The sequence below is a fragment of the Janthinobacterium sp. GW460-12-1-14-LB5 genome, assembly GCF_059423585.1.
Genome location: NZ_JBWKYD010000039.1, coordinates 1 through 17454, shown reverse-complemented (window position 1 = coordinate 17454; position 17454 = coordinate 1). Strand labels below are relative to the sequence as shown.

Below are 17454 nucleotides of genomic sequence, written 5' to 3'. Positions count from 1 at the left end.
GCACCCATGCTGCGGCTTGACCAGGAGAACAAGGTGCCAGATTCACGCCAACATCCCCCCGCCGCCGCAGCGCAAACCTTGCAGTCCGTGCGCAGCCTGTTCCATATCGACAGCGACCTGCTCGTGCCCGTCTTCACGGAGCGCGATCCGCACGTGCCCGACATCGATCCCGCCTACCGCTTCAACAAGGACGTGACCCTGGCGATTCTGGCCGGTTTCACGCACAACCGCCGCGTGATGGTGCAAGGCTTGCACGGCACGGGCAAGTCCACGCATATCGAGCAGGTGGCGGCGCGCCTGAACTGGCCCTGCGTGCGCGTCAACCTCGATGGCCACATCAGCCGCCTGGACCTGGTGGGCAAGGATGCCATCGTGCTGCGCGAACAGCAGCAGGTAACGGAATTCCAGGAAGGCATCGTGCCCTGGTCTTTGCAACGCCCCGTAGCCCTGATCTTCGACGAGTACGACGCAGGCCGCCCCGACGTGATGTTCGTCATCCAGCGCATCCTCGAGCGCGACGGCAAGTTTACTTTGCTCGACCAGAACCGGGTCATCACGCCCCATCCCCACTTCCGTTTGTTCGCCACCTCGAACACGGTGGGCCTGGGCAACCTGAACGGCATGTACCACGGCACGCAAGTGCTCAATCACGCACAGATCGACCGCTGGAACATTGTTGCCACCCTGAACTATTTGCCACAGAACGAAGAAACGGACATCGTGCTGGCGCGAGTTCCCGCCATGAACGACGCGGCAGGCCGCCAGCTGGCAAGCAGCATGGTGGCCGTGGCCAGCCTCACGCGCCACGGCTATGCGGCGGGCGACCTGGCGTGCCTGATGTCGCCACGCACGGTGATTACCTGGGCCGAGAATTGCCAGATCTTCCGCGACCCGGCCCTCGCCTTCCGCCTGTCCTTCCTCAACAAATGCGACGAGGCCGAGCGGCCCATGGTGGCCGAGTATTACCAGCGCTGCTTCAATGAGGAATTGCTGGCGAGCCAGGCATGAGCGCCGAAGTCACTGCTCCCGCCGCCTACACGCGCGAACAGCAGGAAACGGATGAGCTGTGCGCGGGCGCCATCCGCGCACTGAGCGGCTCCCCCTCGATCCGCTACCGCGGACGGCGCCTGCACGACGGCCACCGTCCCCTGCCCATCCACGCCGCCCATCTGCAGCCCGATGCGGCACTGCAGGATTTGCCGTCGCTGCGCGGCGCGGCCGACAGCGTGGCCCTGCGTTTGCTGCACACGGACGCGGCCCTGCACAAGTCGCTGTGCCCGCCCGAGCCTGTGGCGCGGCTCGTGTTCGAGCTGCTGGAGCAATTAAGGGTGGAGACGCTTGCGCCAGATCAACATGCCGGCGTCATCGCCAACCTGCGCCACCGTTTTACTGCCTGGTCGCACGCGTTCTACGATTCCGGCCTGGCCGAAGGCGCGTCGGGCTTGCTCTTGTATACAGTGTTCCAGATGTGCTGGTCGCGCCTGACGGCCAGGCCCGTGCTGGAAAAGACGGAAGATTTTATTGAAGCCACGCGCTGGTCCGTGTCGTCGCAACTGAGCGGCGACCTGGCGGGCTTGCGCCGCCACCGCGCCGACCAGGCCGCCTTTGCGCGCCATGCGCTGGCCATCGCCCATGCCGTCGATGCCATGCTGAAAGAGGCGCAAGCGGCGCGCGACGGCAGCCAGGACGAGGCCGGCGACGCGAAAGCGCAGGCGGCGTTCAAGCTGCTGCTCGATTTCGACAGCGATAACGACCACCTGCCCGACGCGGCGCCCTTGGGCGACAGCCGCGCCTTCAGCGATGGCGACGGCGGCTACAAGATTTACTGCACGGCATATGACCGCGAAGACAAGGCAGGCGAGCTCGTGCGCCGCGCCCTGCTGCTCGACTACCGCGAACGCATGGATGCGCGCATCGCCAGCCTGGGCATCAACACGGCCCGCCTGGCCCGGCGCTTCACGCAATTGCTGGCCGTGCCCCAACGCGACGGCTGGTCGTTCGGCGAAGAAGAGGGTTATATCGATGGCCGGCGCCTGGCCCAGCTGATCAGCTCGCCGTCGGAACGCAGGCTGTTTCGCAAGGAACAATTCCTGCCGCAGGCCGATTGCCTCGTCACTTTTCTCGTCGATTGCTCCGGCTCCATGAAGACACATGCGGAATCCGTGGCCGTGCTGCTGGACATATTGCTACGCGCACTGGACCAGGCCGGCATCACGACGGAATTGCTGGGCTTTACGACGGGCGCCTGGAACGGGGGAAGAGTCAGGCGCGACTGGATGCGCGCCCGCTCGCCCGCCCATCCGGGCCGCTTGAATGAACTCGTGCACATGGTCTTCAAGGATGGCGAGACGAACTGGCGCCGCGCGCGGCCCGACATCGCGGCGCTGCTGAAAGCGGACCTGTACCGCGAAGGCGTCGATGGCGAAGCCGTGGATTGGGCGTGCACGCGCATGCTGGCACGCCCGGAGCGGCGGCGCATCCTGCTCGTCGTGTCAGATGGTTGCCCGATGGATACGGCCACGAATCTGGCCAACGACGAGTTTTACCTGGCGCAACATCTGAAACAGGTGGTGGCGCGCCGCGAAGCACAGGGCGCCGTGGAAATCTGCGGACTGGGCCTGGGCCTGGACCTGGGTGCCTACTACAGCCGCAGCCTGGCCACCACCCTGCCCGCCTCGCTGAACAATGAGCTGTTCAGCGAGATCGCGCAATTGCTGGGTGGCTTGAGGCGATAGGGATTCAGGCCACTTCGTAGCGCACCGTGTGCGCCTCCATGGGCAGCGGAATTTCCCAGTTCCACAGCATGGCTTGCAGCTTCTTGTTGCTGAGCGAGGTGTCGCGCTGGCCGTTGCGCCGCAGCAGCTCTTTGCGCGGCTGCTCCAGGTACACGAGCTCCACCTGCGCATGGTATTTATACAGCAGGTTGAGCGTCTTTTCACGCATCAGTTTGGACAGATGCGTGGCGTTCCACACGAACGGTTCGCCACGGCGCAGCAATTCGCGCGCCCGCTCTTCCGCATAGTCGCCCACCTGCCCCTCGTTCTTGCCGTGCTTCAAACCCAAGGCCGTGCGCGCATCGTCAAACGACACGACGGGCAGGCGCGGATGGTGCTTCTCCACCCACGTGTTCTTGCCGGACGCGGGCAAGCCCGACATGACGATCACGCGCGAACCCGGCTCCTGGAACAGCGAGTAATCGGGGTGCGCCTCGGCGCCGCGAAAGTATTTGACGCGCGTGTGGTCGTCGACAAAGACCCTGCGCTGGCCATAGCAGCCTTCCTCGCGCGCCATTTCGCGGAACAGCTCGATGGCATCGAGAATGCGCTGCGGGTCGGGGCAGATGCGGCCGCGGATATCGGCCTCGGCCAGCATGGCCAGCAGGCGGATATCGACTTGCCACGACAGTTCGCGCACGGTAAATTCCGGCGTGACGCCGCGCCGAGATTGTTCCAGCGCAAAGAACGGCACTTGATGCACGTTAATCAGGCGGCAGATTTCCTCGCGCGCGGCAAACGGCACGTCGCAGTCCCACAGGGCGATGCGCGCATCGAGCGCGCCCTTGCGCGAGTGGCCCGGCTGGCCGATGGCGCCCGTCACCGGGTCGATTACCGTGGTGCTGCACTTGGCCACGTCGTGCAGCAAGGCGGCCAGGAACACGATTTCCTGTTCCGCCCGCGTGGCTTGCTGATATTCAGGCATGCCCAGCAGGGACTCCACCACCATCATCGTATGCGTCCACACGTCGCCTTCCGCGTGATACACGGGGTTTTGCGGCGTCGTCTTGGCCAGTTCCAGCTGCGGAAAAGCGGCCAGGCAGGCGTTGAAATCGGGCGACCGGCCCGCTTGCGGCACCAGTTGTTGTAACTGTTTCCAGTTCATCTTGTACTCCTTGAGTAAGCTGCCAGTTCGTCCAGCGATTGGCAGGTGTGCAAGCCCAGGCTTTCCCACGTGACGAGCGGCTGCGGCGCGTACAGGTCGACGCCGTCGGCCAGCAGGTTCGGGATCAATGGCCGCGTGCTGTGGTGCGAACCGCTGTCGAGGATGGTTTGCGTAAAGTCATGCCGCACCAGCTTGTAGCGGGCCAGCACCTGCTCGTCGTCTTCCACTTTCAGGTACAAGCCTTCCGCGTGGTCGGACTTGTCCGTCTGCTTCCAGCACAGGTCCAGCGGCAGGCGCTCGCGCGCCACCACGTTTTCAAAGGCGTCGCGCCACAACCGGGACTTGGCCAGCGAATGGCGCAACAGCTGCCACAGCTGTTTCGGCGACGCGGGCATGGTGCCCGCGTACAGCACGGGGACGGACAGCACGGGCGAGCCGGCCAGCATGGCGTGGCGGCGCGCCGTCGACAAAAACATCTGCGTACGGCGGCAATACACGTCGAACTCGTTGAAATAATGGGGCAGCCGGTCATAAAACACGGAATGCTTGCTGTAAGACCACTCGCCAAACAGCACAAATTGATCTTCCAGCATATGCAGCAAGGCGTGCTCATGCGCATGCGCCCACGGTTTCAACAGGTTGAACTGGCGTTCGCTGCCGCCGCCCGTCAGGTAATGGCCGCGCGACTGCAGCAGCACCTCGCCCGCATCGCTGAACGACACGGCGGAGTTGGCGCCATCGATTTTTTCCTCGATGACGACGTACTGGCCGGCCAGCTTTTTCAGGGGCATCTGGTCGGAACCGTCGTCGCCGTCCTGCAGGCGCGAGCCTTCCAGGTGCGGCGTGCGCGGGTATTTAAATAAGGGCAAAGATTGTAAAAACATAGCGTCCCACGCCGCGTTCACCGGGGCGTGTCCATACAGGGTCAGGGGTGCTGACGACGTGTTCGGGCGTGGACGATCAGGACGGTGGTCCTGGATACGTGTGCGGAAAGAGCAAAAACAGTGCCGCAGCAATCGGGGGCGTCAACGCGCCGAACGATGCTGCAGAGAGCATTTCGTCAGCGTTAGCAGGTGATGGCGAAGAAGCGAGGCACTTTTGGCTCCAATAAGGAAGAGGTTCGAGAAAGAACCGCGAATATAAAGGCTGTTTGATTATTTTGCAAGTGGCTCATCCTATCGTGCGCATCCCTGGCTTTGCAATCCCCGTAAAATTTGCTAAGCTGGCGGCACTTCCTGTCGCTGCTGCGTGGAAAACAAACATGGCCCTTGCAAAAGGGCCGTGCATTCGTTATTTCCGGAGCAGAATCGTGTTTCCCATATCCAGATTACAAAAAGCCCTGCGCCGCCAGGGCATCGCCGTCGCCTATGCCGACGGCATTTATACACTCAGCAATCCGCACGCCCAGGCGTCCGTGCTGCTGCCCCACAACTTTCCGCTCGAGGAAAAAGCCGTGCGCCAGTTGATGGAGTTTGCCGCCGTCGCCGTGCCGGGCCAGGATGGCCATGTGTGCAAGGCGTGCGCCACGCCCGACTTCCACCCGGGCAACATCGCGCCCGTCGGCAGCATCGTCGCCACCAGCCCCGACATGGTGATCCCCGCCATCCCCGGCACGGACATCGCCTGCGGCATGCGCCTGATCACGACGGGCTTGACCCTGGCGCAGTTCGAAGCACGCAAGCCGCAGTTATTGAGCAAGCTCAAACACGTGTTGCTGGAAGACGGCCGCAACGTGCCGCTGCGCTCGAAGGCGTTTGCCGCCCTGTTCGACGTGGGGCCGGAAGCGTTCATCGACAGCCTGCATGACGATGGCTTGTGGCCACGCGTCGACAAGCAACGCTTGCTGCGCGAGCTCGACGATTGCATCGCCCTGCGCGAACTGGGCGGCGGCTTGCGCCATGCACCCGAAGCGCTGGTCGGCACGCGCGAAGTGATACGCGACCCCAGCCTGGGCACGACGGGATCGGGCAACCATTTCGTGGAAATCCAGCTGGTCGATGCCGTCATGGACCGCCACGCCGCGTACCGGCACGGCTTGGTGCCCGGCGAAGTGGTCGTCATGATCCACAGCGGCAGCCGCGACGTGGGCTTTTTTGTCGGCAGCCGCTGGATGGACCGCGCCAGGGAGGCGTGGCCGAAAGGCGTGCGCCACCCGCAGTCGGGCCTGTACGGCTTGACGGGCGAACTGGCCGGCGAATACATGGACGCCATGGGCGTGGCCTCGCGCTACGCCTGGGTCAACCGCATGGTATTGGCCGAACTGGTGCGCGACAGCCTGTCGCAAGTGTTTGCGCAGGATCAATCGCGCCTGGTGGTGGACGTGCCGCACAACGTCATCCTGCGCGAGCATGGCATGAACATCCACCGCAAGGGCGCCACGCCCGCGCGCGAAGGCGACCTGGCGCTGATCCCCGGTTCCATGGGCGATTATTCTTACGTGGCAACGGGGATGGGCAATCCCGACTGGCTGTGGTCGTGCTCGCACGGCGCGGGGCGCAGCATCCGCAGGCAAGCCATGCGCGCCATCCGGCCCACCGTGGGCGGAGACGAGATGGCCTTCCAGTGCGTGACGCTGCGCGAAGAGCGCCGCGTCGAGGAAGCGCCGATGGCGTATAAAAAGATCGGTCCCGTCATTGCCGCGCAGGAGGAAGCGGGCTTGCTGCAATCGGTGGCGCGCTTGAAACCTTTATTGACGTTCAAGGCCTAGTTCAGCAATTGCGGCACGGCCGCCGCCATCAGCGACAGGCCGATGGCGGTCAGCACGGCAAACGCGATGCGGCGCATGCCGCGCTGGGCGATCGGCGGCGGGTAGCGCTTGCCGGCCATGGTGGCCAGCACGCCGACGGGCAAGGCCAGCGTGCACAGCAGCAAGACTTTCGCGTCGAGCTGGCCCTGGCTGCCCGCCATCAGCGAGCGCCCGCCCGCGCTGATGGCAAACAAAAAGATCAAGCTGTATCGGATGGTGGTTAAACTCATTTCCTGGCGATAAAACTGGTACACGAGCGGCGGTCCCGCCAGCGAAAACAGGCCCGAGAACAGGCCGCCGCACACGCCGCTGATGAAGAAACTGCGCTTGTCCGCCGCGCCCGGTCCCGGCGGCGCCTGCAGCAGGATGCTGACGCCGCCATACACGATGGCCGCGCCCAGCAACAGTTTCAGCACGGGCGCATACGCCTGGTCCAGATATCCCAACAGCAACACGCCGGCCGCCATGGCCGGCAGCAAGCCGATGCTGGCCGCGCGGATGGCGCGCCAGTCCAGGTGGTGCAAGGCGCCCGGCAAGGCCACCAGGCAATTGGCCAGGGACAATAAGCTGACGAGGGCCGCCAGCGCGGGCACGGGCGCCAGGCCGAGGCCGCTGGCCACGCCCATGACGATCATGCCCAGGCCAAAGCCCGTGACGGTCTGGAAATACGTGCCGGCCGCCACCACGCCCAGCAGCGCCAGCACGGGCAGGCTGAACAACTCAGCGCCCACCCTGGGCCTGCACGGCCGTCACGGCAATCACGTTGTACACATCAATCGCGCTGCAGCCGCGCGACAAGTCGTTGGCCGGCTTGTTCAAGCCCTGCAGCAAGGGCCCGATGGCGACGGCGCCGCCCATGCGTTCGGCCAGCTTGTAGCCGATATTGCCCGCGTCCAGGTTCGGGAACACCAGCACGTTGGCGCGGCCGTTGACGACGGAATCCTTGACTTTTCTCTGCGAAATCTCGGCCACGATGGCCGCGTCGAGCTGCACGTCGCCATCGATGGCCAGCAGCGGACGCTGGGCCTTGACCCGGTCCGTGGCCGCATGCACCTTGTCGACGGCCGCATGGTGGGCGCTGCCGCTGGTGGAAAACGACAGCATGGCGACCCGCGGCTCTTCCATCAGCAAGGCTTGCGCGCTGTCGGCGGCGGCCATGGCGATGTCGGCCAGCTCCTCGGCTTTCGGGTCGACCACCAGGGCGCAGTCGGAGAAAATAAAACCGCCCTTCAGGCTGTGGAAAGGTTCGCACAGCATCATCAGGAAAAAGCTCGACACGAGCTTGAAGGCAGGATCGACGCCGATGATCTGGATGGCGCTGCGCACCACATCGGCCGTCGTGTGCACGGCCCCCGCCACGCAGCCGTCGGCGTCGCCCAGGCGCACCATCAGGTTGGCGTAGCACAGCGGGTCTTGCACGGCGATGCGCGCCTGCTCCACCGTCATGCCCTTGGCTTGACGCAGCACAAACAATTGCTGGGCATAGTGTTCCGACTCCTCGGATGTTGCCGGGTCGACCAGGCGCACGGCATCGAGGTTCAGCCCGTGCTCGTGCGCCAGGGCCAGGATGGCGGCCGGCTTGCCGACGAGGGTAATGTGCGCCAGGCCTTCGGCGGCGGCCCGCGCGGCCGCCTGCAGCACGCGCATGTCGCTGCCCTCGCACAAGACGATGTTTTTCGGCACGGCACGGGCTTGTTCGATGATGCGGTGCAGGGCTTTCATGGCGACTCCAATTCGGTAAAAAAAGTGCCGGAACCATGGAAGCATGAAGCAATGGCTCCGGCACATAAAACCCGGCGCGATGCCGGGGTCATACAAGGATCGGGCTGACTGATTACACGTAGTCTTTGTACTTGTCCAGATGACGGATAGGCTTGCTCAGCGCATCGCGGCGGAACGGGTCGCCCAGTTCGCGCGTGCACATGATTTCGATGATGGTGGTCTTGCCTTCATTCATCTGCATGTCGATCGCCTTCTTCAGGGCCGGGCCCACGTCTTCCAGCTTGTCGACCGTGATGCCTTCGGCGCCCATGGCGCGCGCAATTTCCGCGAAGCTCTGGTTGTCGAGCTCGCCGGCCACGAAGCGGCGGTTGTAGAAATCGACCTGGTTTTTCTTTTCCGCGCCCCACTGGCGGTTGTGGAACACCACGGCCGTGACGGGAATGTTGTGGCGCACGCAGGTCATCGTTTCCATCAGGCTCATGCCCCAGGCGCCGTCGCCCGCATACGACACGGCCGGACGGTGCGGCGCGGCAACTTTCGCGCCAATAATCGTCGGAAACGCGTAGCCGCAGTTGCCAAAGCTCATCGCCGCAAAGAAGCTGCGCGGCTTTTCGAAGCGCAGGTAGCTGTTCGCCACCGAGTTGATGTTGCCGATGTCGGTCGACACCATCACGTCTTCCGGCATGGCTTTTTCCAGCTCGCGCAAGACCTGGCGCGGGTGCAGATAATTGCCCGGCTCTTTCTTTTGCTCTTCGATCATGTCCAGGCTGTACGCATCTTTTTCGTGCGTCCAGTTGGTCAATTCCTCTTCCCACGCGGCCTTCTCGGCTTGCACGGTGGCATAGCGCGCGTCGCGCGTGGCATCGCAGTCGAGCGTCTTGCCGTCCAGGCGGGCAAGAATCGCCTTGGCGGCCGCCTTGGCGTCGCCGCAGATACCGACCGAAATCTTTTTCACCAGGCCCAGCATCTTGTTGTCGGCGTCGATCTGGATGATCTTGGCGTTCTTCGGCCAGTAATCCATGCCGTGCTGCGGCAAGGTGCCGAACGGTCCCAGACGCGAACCAAGGGCCACGACGACGTCGGCCTGGGCGATCAGTTTCATCGCCGCCTTGGAACCCTGGTAGCCGAGCGGACCGCACCACAGCGGGTGGCTGGCGGGAAACGAGTCATTGTGCAGGTAGCTATTCACCACCGGCGCGCCGAGGCGCTCGGCCAGGGCCTTGCATTCTTCGATCGCTTCACCCATGACGACGCCGCCGCCCGAAATGATCACGGGGAACTTGGCCTTGGCCAGCAGTTCCGCCGCATCGTTCAGGCTTTGCTCGCCGCCAGCGCCGCGGTCCAGGCGGTTCGGTTTCGGGATCTCGGCCTTGATTTCGCCATAAAAATAATCGCGCGGGATGTTCAGTTGCGTCGGGCCCATTTCCGACATAGCGCGGTCGAAGCAGCGGCCCGTGAACTCCGCCATGCGGGCGGGATTCGTGACGTGGCCTTGATATTTCGTAAATTCCTCGAACATCGGCAACTGGTTCGCTTCCTGGAAGCCGCCCAGGCCCATGCTCATCGTGCCCGTTTCCGGCGTGATGATGACGACGGGCGTGTGCGCCCAGTAGGCGGCGGCAATCGCCGTGACGCAATTGCTGATGCCGGGGCCGTTCTGGCCGATGACGACGCCATGGCGGCCCGAGACGCGCGCATAGCCGTCGGCCATGTGGCCGGCGCCCTGCTCGTGCACGACGGGAATCAGGCGGATGCCGGCCGGCGCAAAGATGTCCATCGGGTCCATGAAGGCCGAGCCCATGATGCCGAACATATCGGTCACGCCATTGGCGGCCAGGGTTTCCACGAACGCTTCGGAAGGCGTCATCTTTTGCGGGCCAACGGGAACGGCAGCGGCGGCGGCTTTTTGGTCGGACAAATCGGTCATGGCTCAGTCTCCTTATGGTTTTATGAAAAATCGGTATATTTTGTTCCGATATTTGAAATACGTGTTCAATTTAACGGTTGCGAATTGGGCTGTCAATGAAAATTCATGAAAAATCGGACTGTTTCATTCCTGAATCCGGAATCTGCGACTTTGCCCCACTCCTGAAACAACAATGGCGGCTTATCCGCAACAGACAAGCCGCCATCGCTACCTGCACTGCCGCGTTTAGAACTTCAGGCGCATGCCGGCCGTGAAGGCGCTCGAGTTATGTCCAGGCAAGGGCACGCTGCCGCCGCTCGATGCATCGCCAACGAAGTTGGTGCCCGCACCATCGTTGCTGATGCGCCCGTACGAGGTGTACAGGTTCGTGCGCTTGGACAAGGCATACGTGTAGCCGATGGCCAGCTGGCGCCCGCCGCGGCGCGCATTCGTGCGGTCATCCTTGCGGATGTACGACGCCATCACGCTGCCGGCCGCGCCCACAGGGGCCGACGCGCCCAGCATGTAGTTGCGGAAATCCGTGCCCGCATCGTCCTTGTCCGTTTCATACGCGGCGTGCAGCTTGGCGGGGCCGAAGTCGTAGGTGCCGCCCAGCAAGGTCACTTTCGCCGTGTTCAGCGGCGTGTCCTTGCGGTTGTCGTGCGCCAGGGTCAGCACGAGCGGGCCGTTGGCGTAGTCGATGGAAAAGTCGATGGTGCGGCCCAGGGTATTGCTGTCCGGCTTCTCTCCCAGACCGTACATGATCGATGCCGACAGGCCCTTGACCTTGGGCGTCTCGTACATGATGGAATTTTTCGTGCGCAGGCTGGCCACGCTCATCAGGTTGATCGAGGCGCCCGTCAGGCCCGTCTCGAAGGGGTCGATATTGTCCAGCGCCGTGAACAGCGGGTTGTGCTGCAAGCCCAGGTTCACGGTGCCGAAGTCGCCCGACAGGCCCACGTAGGCCTTGCGCCCGAACAAGGCGCCCTGGCGGTTGGCGCCCGTGTCCACGTCGAGGCCATTTTCCAGCAGGAAATTGGCTTTCAGATTGTTGCCCAGGTCTTCCGTACCCTTGAAGCCGATGCGGCTGCCCGACTGCACGCCGGTGGCCAGCTTGGTGACGGAACCGTCCGCGCCGCCGTGCTCGGACGTCAAGCCCGCGTCGAGCAAGCCGTACACGGTGACGGACGATTGGGCGCTGGCGTTGCCGGCGAAGAAGGAGGCCAGGATGGCTGCCGCTACGAGTGTGTGTTTCATGTCATCTCCAGGTATTGTGGTTTTTATAAACGCTTGAAACGATATCAACTACGGTGCTGCAAACTGCGGTAAATGCGCGGCTCAGGCGATCAGCCCGGCCATCGGCGACGAGGGCGAAGCGCTCATGGCGCCCGCTCTCCGGGGCATGCGTCCGGCCAGATAGGCCTCGCGTCCGCCCTGCACTGCCAGTTTCATGGCGCGCGCCATGCGGATCGGCTCGCGCGCCGCCGCGATGGCGGTATTCATCAGGATGCCGTCGCAACCGAGTTCCATGGCGATGGCGGCGTCCGACGCCGTGCCGACACCGGCATCCACCAGCACGGGCACGCGGGCTTGCTCGATGATCAGCGACAGATTCCACGGATTCAAAATGCCCATGCCCGAGCCGATCAATGACGCGAGCGGCATGACGGCGATGCAGCCGATATCTTCCAGCATGCGCGCCTGGATGGGGTCGTCGCTGCAATACACCATCACCTGGAAGCCGTCGCGCACCAGCTGTTCCGCCGCCTTTAACGTTTCCGGCATGTTCGGGAACAGGGTCTTTTCATCGCCGAGCACTTCCAGCTTGCACAACTGGTGGCCGCCCAGCAGCTCGCGCGCCAGTTGCAGGGTGTAGACGGCGTCGCGCGCGTTGTAGCAGCCGCCCGTGTTGGGCAAAATCGTGTATTTCGACGGCGGAATGAAGTCGAGCAGGTTCGGCTCGCCTTTTTCCTGGCCGATATTCACGCGCCGGATGGTGACGGTGACGATCTCGGCGCCGCTCTCTTCGATGGCGAGGCGCGTTTCCTCGAAATCCTTGTATTTGCCGGTACCCACCAGCAGGCGCGACTGGTAGGTGGTGCCGGCCAGGGTCAGGCCGCCGGGGGTATGGCTGGGGATGGCGTCGTCTCTCATCGTGGTGCTCTCCTAAGTTGAACCAATGCGGCCTCATGCCGGGGAGCTTCGCCGCAAAACGCAAAATCGACGTCGGGCCGCCGTCCCGACACGAGGTCGGCGATCGCCCTGCCCGCGCCGCAGCCCATGGTCCAGCCCAGGGTGCCGTGGCCCGTGTTGAGGAACAACTGGCGGTAGCGCGTGGCGCCGATGTAGGGCACGTTCGACGGCGTGAGCGGGCGCAAGCCGGCCCAGTAAACGGGATCGCTGTAATCGCAGGCGTGGGGAAACAGGGCCTGCACGCGGCGCGTGATGGCGGCGCAGCGCACGGGGTTCAGTTCGCGCGTGTAGCCGTTCAGCTCGCACGTGCCCGCCACGCGCAGGCGCGATCCCAGGCGCGAAAACACCAGCTTGTGGCCGTCATCCGTCAGCGATACGCTCGGTGCACTGACGGGGTCGATGATCGGATACGTGGCGGAATAACCTTTACCCGGATACAACATCAGGCGGATGCCCAGCGGCTGCAGCAGCGGCGCGGAAAAGCTGCCCATGGCCACCACCACGGCGTCCGCGTATTCCAGGCGGTGGCGGCCTTGCGCATCGATGCATTCCACGCCCGTGATGCGCTCGCCGTCTGCCAGCAGCCGCGTCACCGTGGTGCCGTACTGGAAATCCACGCCGGTGACCGCCGCGCGCGCGGCCAGGGCCTTGGTAAACAGATGCACGTCGCCAGACTCGTCGCTGGCCGTAAAGTCTCCGCCGACGATGCGGCTGCGCGCGTGGCGCAAGGCCGGCTCCAATCGAATCACTTCATCGGCGCTGACGGTATTGCGCGGACAGCCCAGTTCACGCAGGAGCGCGGCGCCTGCTTGCGATTTATCAAACTCCTGCTGGTCCGTATAGAAATGCAAAATGCCCCGCTCCAGGTGGTCGTAGGCAATGCCCGTCTCGCGCCGCAAGGCTTGCAGGCTCTGGCGGCTGTACTCGGCCAGGGCGACGATCTGGCGCATGTTGCGCGCCACCCTGGCCGGCAGGCATTCGCGCAGGTAGTGCAGCGCCCACTGCCATTGCAGCGGGTCGAGGCGGGGACGGAACAGCAGCGGCGCGTCGTCCTTGCCCAGCCAGCGCACGACCTTGCGCAGGGTGGCGGGATTGGCCCACGGTTCCGCGTGCGAGACGGAAATCTGCCCGCCGTTGCCGAAACTGGTTTCCTGCGCGGCGCCCGCCTGGCGTTCGAGCACGCGCACGTCGTGGCCCGCCTGGCGCAAGTACCAGGCCGATGCCGTGCCGACCACGCCGGCGCCGAGGACAAGGATCTTCATGGCGAATGGCCAGCGCTCAGCGCGTCAGCAGGACGGCGATGGCGACGAAGGCGGCGATCCACACGGTTTCCATCACCAGCATGATCACGGGACGCCAGCCCAGCGAGGCGAGCGACTGGAACGAAGTTTTCACGCCCAGGGCGGCAATCGCAATGACCAGGCAGGCGCGCGAGGCATTGTTGATCCAGCCATTCACTTCATGCGGGATCAGGCCCAGGCTGTTGGTGATGACGAGCCAGACAAAGCCGATCAGGAAGAACGGCACGAGCGGCGGCGCATCGACTTCGCTCTTGCCGTCCTTGCGCTTGAACATGATCGACAGGCCCAGCACGACGGGCACGAGGCAGGCCACGCGCGTCAGTTTCACGAAGGTGGCGACGTCACCCGTATGGTTGCTGACCAGATAGCCCGCGCCCACCACTTGCGCCACGTCATGGATGGTGCCGCCGATAAACACGCCCGCTTCCGTCGGGTCAAAGCCCAGCAGCTTGACCAGCAGCGGGTAGACGATCATGGCCAAGGTCGACAGCGACGTCACGCCCACCACCGTCAGCAGCGTAAACTTTTCGTTCTCCTTGGTTTGCGGCAGCACGGCCGAGATGGCCAGCGCGGCCGAGGCGCCGCAGATGGCCACGGAACCACCCGACAGGATGCCTTCCGTGATGGGGCGTTTCAGCCATTTGGCCAGCAGGTAGCCAAAACCCAAAGTCGCCACCAGGCCGCCCACGACGATCAGCAACGGCGTCACGCCGACCGAGGCGATCTGGTTGAAGGTGATGCGCGCGCCCAGCAGGGCCACGCCCGTGCGCAGCAGCACCTTGCTGCAAAACTCGATGCCGGGCTTGCAGGTGGGGTCGGACGCGAGGAAGTGGAAGGCCAGGCCGAAGAACAGCGCGTACAGCAGCTGGGGGCCGCCGTAATTGCTGGAAATAAAGGTGGCCGACAGGGCGATCACCAGCGCGATGGCCACGCCGGGCCAGCTGCGCAGCACGGCGCGGGGACGCCAGATGGCAACGGCGGAAGACAAATAGGGAATGTTCTTGTCGACAACGCGCGTTATCGCTGAGGAGTTAGTTTTCATGCTGGTCCGCTCATAATGTTTTAAAAATTGGGACATTTCATCTCGTTTTTTAATAATACACGATGAGCTCGCGAAGTCCATGCTTTTCCATGAAAATCGAAACCAGATGTTCCGGAAACTGACGTTTTTATTTTTTACCCCCGTAAACGACGAGCGGCGCGGCCCTGGGCAGGGACGCGCCGCTGTTTGCTGATGAGTTGAACGGTTACTTTTTGTTCAAGCGGGTGATCAGGCTGGACGTGTCGTAACGGTTGCCGCCCGCCTGCTGCACTTCGCCATAGAACTGGTCCGTCAAGGTCGTCACGGGCAAGTCGCTGCCGTTGCGCTTGGCTTCGGCCAGGCAGATACCGAGGTCCTTGCGCATCAGGTCGACGGCGAAACCGAAGTCGAACTTGCGCTCGATCATGGTCTTGCCCCGGTTTTCCAGCTGCCATGACTGCGCCGCGCCCTTGGAAATCACGTCCACCACCAGCGCCGCATCGAGGCCCGCGTTTTCCGCGAAGGCGATGCCTTCGCTCAGCGCCTGCACGAGGCCCGCGATGCAGATCTGGTTGACCATTTTTGTCAGCTGGCCGGAACCGGACGCGCCCATGTAGGTGACGGCGCGCGCGAACAGCGCGATGACGGGCTCGGCCCGTGCATACGCTTCCGCGTCGCCGCCCACCATCACGGTCAGCTTGCCGTTTTCCGCGCCGGCCTGGCCGCCGGACACGGGCGCGTCGAGGAAGAATACGCCCTTCTCTTTCGCCGCCGCGTGGATGGTGCGCGCCGCTTCGGCCGAGGCCGTCGTATGGTCGATCAGGATGCTGCCCGGCGCCATGGCGGACAGCAAGCCGCCCTCTTCCAGGATGACTTGATACAGATCATTGTCGTTGCCGATGCAGGTGAAGACGAACTCGGCGCCGGCAGCGGCGGCGGCCGGCGTGGCGGCGCTGCTGCCCTTGTGCTGCTCCAGCCAGGCGGCCGCGCGGGCCGGGTTGCGGTTGTACACGGTGACGTCGTGCCCGCCCGCCGCCAGGTGACCTGCCATGGGGAAACCCATGACGCCCAAACCGATGAATGCCACTTTTGCCATTTTGTCCGTCCTGTCGATGTGTGAATCCGATTATTGTTGCACAAACAGTCGCCGCCGGCAGCATCAAGGCGCGGGAGCGCGCCGGTAATACAGGTCGAACTCTTCCTCGCCATCCGCCACGAAGCCGTGACGCACATAGAAGCGGTTCGCTTCGCTGCCGCGCAAGGCGCCCACCCGCACGCTCTTGCGGGCCGCATCGGCCTCGGCAAACACGCGCGCCAGCACGGCCGCGCCCATGCCTTGCCGCTGGCATTCGGGCGCCAGGTAGAGGTGGTCGAGCAGCAAATAATCCGCTTGCGGGCGCAACACATAGAAGCCGGCCAGCGCGCTGCCCTGGCGCAACTGCCAGGTGCAATCGGGGTCGTAGGTGGCCAGGAAACGCTGGCGCGCCCGCTGCGGATCATAGCGGCCGATGCGCTCCAGGCTGTCGCGCATGGCGGCCACGCGCAGGCTGGCCAGCGCCTCGCCATCGGCGATGCTGGCAGGGACGAAGGTCAGCATGGCGTCACAGCACTGCGCGCAAAGCCGCCATCAGGGCCGCACATTCTGCCGGATTACCGATGCTGATGCGCAAATACTGGCTGATGCGCGGTGCGTTGAAATGGCGTACGATCACCGATCTGGCGCGCAAGCCGGCCGCCAGTTGCGCCGCGTCATGCTGCGGGTGGCGCGCAAAGACGAAGTTGGCCACGGACGGCAGCACCTCGAAGCCCAGCGCCGCCAGGTCCGCCGTCAACTGTTCGCGGCTGGCGATCACGGCCTGGCGCGTCTGCTGGAAATACGCTTCGTCGTGCAGCGACGCGACGGCGCCGGCCAGCGCCAGCCGGTCCAGCGGATACGAGTTGAAACTGTTCTTCACCCGTTCCAGCGCCTCGACCAGGTCCGCATGCCCGAAGGCGCAGCCGACGCGCAAGCCGGCCAGCGAACGCGATTTCGAGAACGTCTGCACCACCAGCAAATTCGGATACCGCTCGACCAGGGCCACGGCGCTCTCGCCGCCGAAATCCACATATGCTTCATCGACCACCACCACGGCGTCGGGATGATCGCGCAGCAAGGTTTCCACGCCGGCCAGCGGCAAGTCCACGCCCGTGGGCGCGTTGGGATTCGGGAAGATGATGGCGCCGCACGGCCCCCGGTAGTCTTCAGGACGGATGCGCATGGTGTCGTCGAGCGCGACCGTGCGGTAATCGATGCCGTACAACTTGCAATACACGGGATAGAAGCTGTAGCTGATGTCCGGGAACAGCAAGGGCGCATCGTGCTTGAGCAAGGCCATGAAGGCCAGCGCCAGTACTTCGTCGGAACCATTGCCGACGAACACTTGCTCGCTGTTGAGGCCATGGTAGGCGGCCAGGGTTTGCTTCAGTTCGCTGGCCGTGGGATCGGGATACAGGCGCAGGCTGTCGTTGGCCGCTTCGCGCAGGGCGGCCAGCACCTGCGGCGACGGGCCGTAGGGGTTTTCGTTGGTGTTGAGTTTCACCAGGTCGGGCAGTTTCGGCTGCTCGCCGGGGACGTAGGGGGTCAGCTCGCTGACGATGTTGCTCCAGAATCGGCTCATTGCTTTTATTGGTGGGGTCGGGATGGGAG

Annotated in this window: 15 protein-coding genes; 3 read left to right on the top strand and 12 right to left on the bottom strand. The window is 64.0% G+C overall.

The window, feature by feature from the left end; translation table 11 throughout:
* The first annotated feature begins 33 nt into the window (after positions 1 to 33).
* Together AC07X6_RS27090 and AC07X6_RS27085 are read left to right on the top strand one after the other, a co-directional pair.
* The gene (locus AC07X6_RS27090) at positions 34 to 1008 is read left to right on the top strand and encodes an AAA family ATPase (RefSeq protein ID WP_494793021.1); all 975 of its coding nucleotides are present in this window, start codon (positions 34 to 36) and stop codon (positions 1006 to 1008) included.
* Complete coding sequence (locus tag AC07X6_RS27085) at positions 1005 to 2735, top strand: cobaltochelatase CobT-related protein (protein ID WP_494793020.1); 1731 nt, start codon at positions 1005 to 1007, stop codon at positions 2733 to 2735. The genes AC07X6_RS27090 and AC07X6_RS27085 overlap by 4 nt, the downstream gene beginning before the upstream one ends.
* Before the next feature lie 4 nt (positions 2736 to 2739).
* Here the strand turns inward: AC07X6_RS27085 and AC07X6_RS27080 are convergent, their stop codons facing one another.
* Positions 2740 to 3879 carry an AAA family ATPase gene (locus AC07X6_RS27080; RefSeq protein WP_494793019.1) on the bottom strand — a complete coding sequence of 380 codons (1140 nt, stop codon included), beginning with the start codon at positions 3877 to 3879 and terminating at the stop codon, positions 2740 to 2742.
* Entirely contained in the window at positions 3876 to 4763 is an 888-nt protein-coding gene (locus AC07X6_RS27075; RefSeq protein ID WP_494793018.1) for an RNA ligase family protein, read from the bottom strand. Before AC07X6_RS27075 ends, AC07X6_RS27080 begins: the two co-directional genes overlap by 4 nt.
* 425 nt (positions 4764 to 5188) lie before the next feature.
* Between AC07X6_RS27075 and AC07X6_RS27070 the strand changes: the two genes are divergently transcribed.
* Entirely contained in the window at positions 5189 to 6586 is a 1398-nt protein-coding gene (locus AC07X6_RS27070; RefSeq protein ID WP_494793017.1) for an RtcB family protein, read from the top strand.
* Here the strand turns inward: AC07X6_RS27070 and AC07X6_RS27065 are convergent.
* From AC07X6_RS27065 to hisC, 10 genes are all read right to left on the bottom strand, one after another.
* Positions 6583 to 7344 (bottom strand): TSUP family transporter, encoded by a 762-nt coding sequence (locus AC07X6_RS27065; protein WP_494793016.1) that lies wholly within the window; start codon positions 7342 to 7344, stop codon positions 6583 to 6585. The two genes, AC07X6_RS27070 and AC07X6_RS27065, sit on opposite strands and share 4 nt — an antisense overlap.
* A gap of 1 nt (position 7345) precedes the next feature.
* Positions 7346 to 8347, bottom strand: coding sequence for a phosphate acetyltransferase (gene pta / locus AC07X6_RS27060; RefSeq protein WP_494793015.1), 1002 nt, complete (start codon positions 8345 to 8347; stop codon positions 7346 to 7348).
* A 112-nt stretch (positions 8348 to 8459) separates the two neighbouring features.
* Complete coding sequence (gene xsc / locus AC07X6_RS27055; RefSeq protein WP_230541668.1) at positions 8460 to 10274, bottom strand: sulfoacetaldehyde acetyltransferase; 1815 nt, start codon at positions 10272 to 10274, stop codon at positions 8460 to 8462.
* Positions 10275 to 10499: 225 nt separating this feature from the next.
* The gene (locus tag AC07X6_RS27050; protein ID WP_230541669.1) at positions 10500 to 11510 is read right to left on the bottom strand and encodes a porin; all 1011 of its coding nucleotides are present in this window, start codon (positions 11508 to 11510) and stop codon (positions 10500 to 10502) included.
* Between the two features lie 81 nt (positions 11511 to 11591).
* Complete coding sequence (locus AC07X6_RS27045; RefSeq protein WP_494793014.1) at positions 11592 to 12407, bottom strand: thiazole synthase; 816 nt, start codon at positions 12405 to 12407, stop codon at positions 11592 to 11594.
* Entirely contained in the window at positions 12404 to 13708 is a 1305-nt protein-coding gene (locus tag AC07X6_RS27040) for a D-amino acid dehydrogenase (protein WP_494793013.1), read from the bottom strand. The genes AC07X6_RS27045 and AC07X6_RS27040 overlap by 4 nt, the downstream gene beginning before the upstream one ends.
* Before the next feature lie 16 nt (positions 13709 to 13724).
* Positions 13725 to 14789, bottom strand: a complete 1065-nt coding sequence (locus AC07X6_RS27035; RefSeq protein ID WP_494793012.1) for a YeiH family protein — start codon at positions 14787 to 14789, stop codon at positions 13725 to 13727.
* 205 nt (positions 14790 to 14994) lie between these two features.
* Positions 14995 to 15864: an NAD(P)-dependent oxidoreductase gene (locus AC07X6_RS27030; protein WP_070225015.1), complete on the bottom strand. Its 870-nt coding sequence runs from the start codon at positions 15862 to 15864 to the stop codon at positions 14995 to 14997.
* A 63-nt stretch (positions 15865 to 15927) separates the two neighbouring features.
* Complete coding sequence (locus tag AC07X6_RS27025; protein WP_494793011.1) at positions 15928 to 16365, bottom strand: GNAT family N-acetyltransferase; 438 nt, start codon at positions 16363 to 16365, stop codon at positions 15928 to 15930.
* Positions 16366 to 16369: 4 nt separating this feature from the next.
* Entirely contained in the window at positions 16370 to 17425 is a 1056-nt protein-coding gene (hisC, locus tag AC07X6_RS27020) for a histidinol-phosphate transaminase (RefSeq protein WP_494793010.1), read from the bottom strand.
* Between the last annotated feature and the right edge of the window lie 29 nt (positions 17426 to 17454).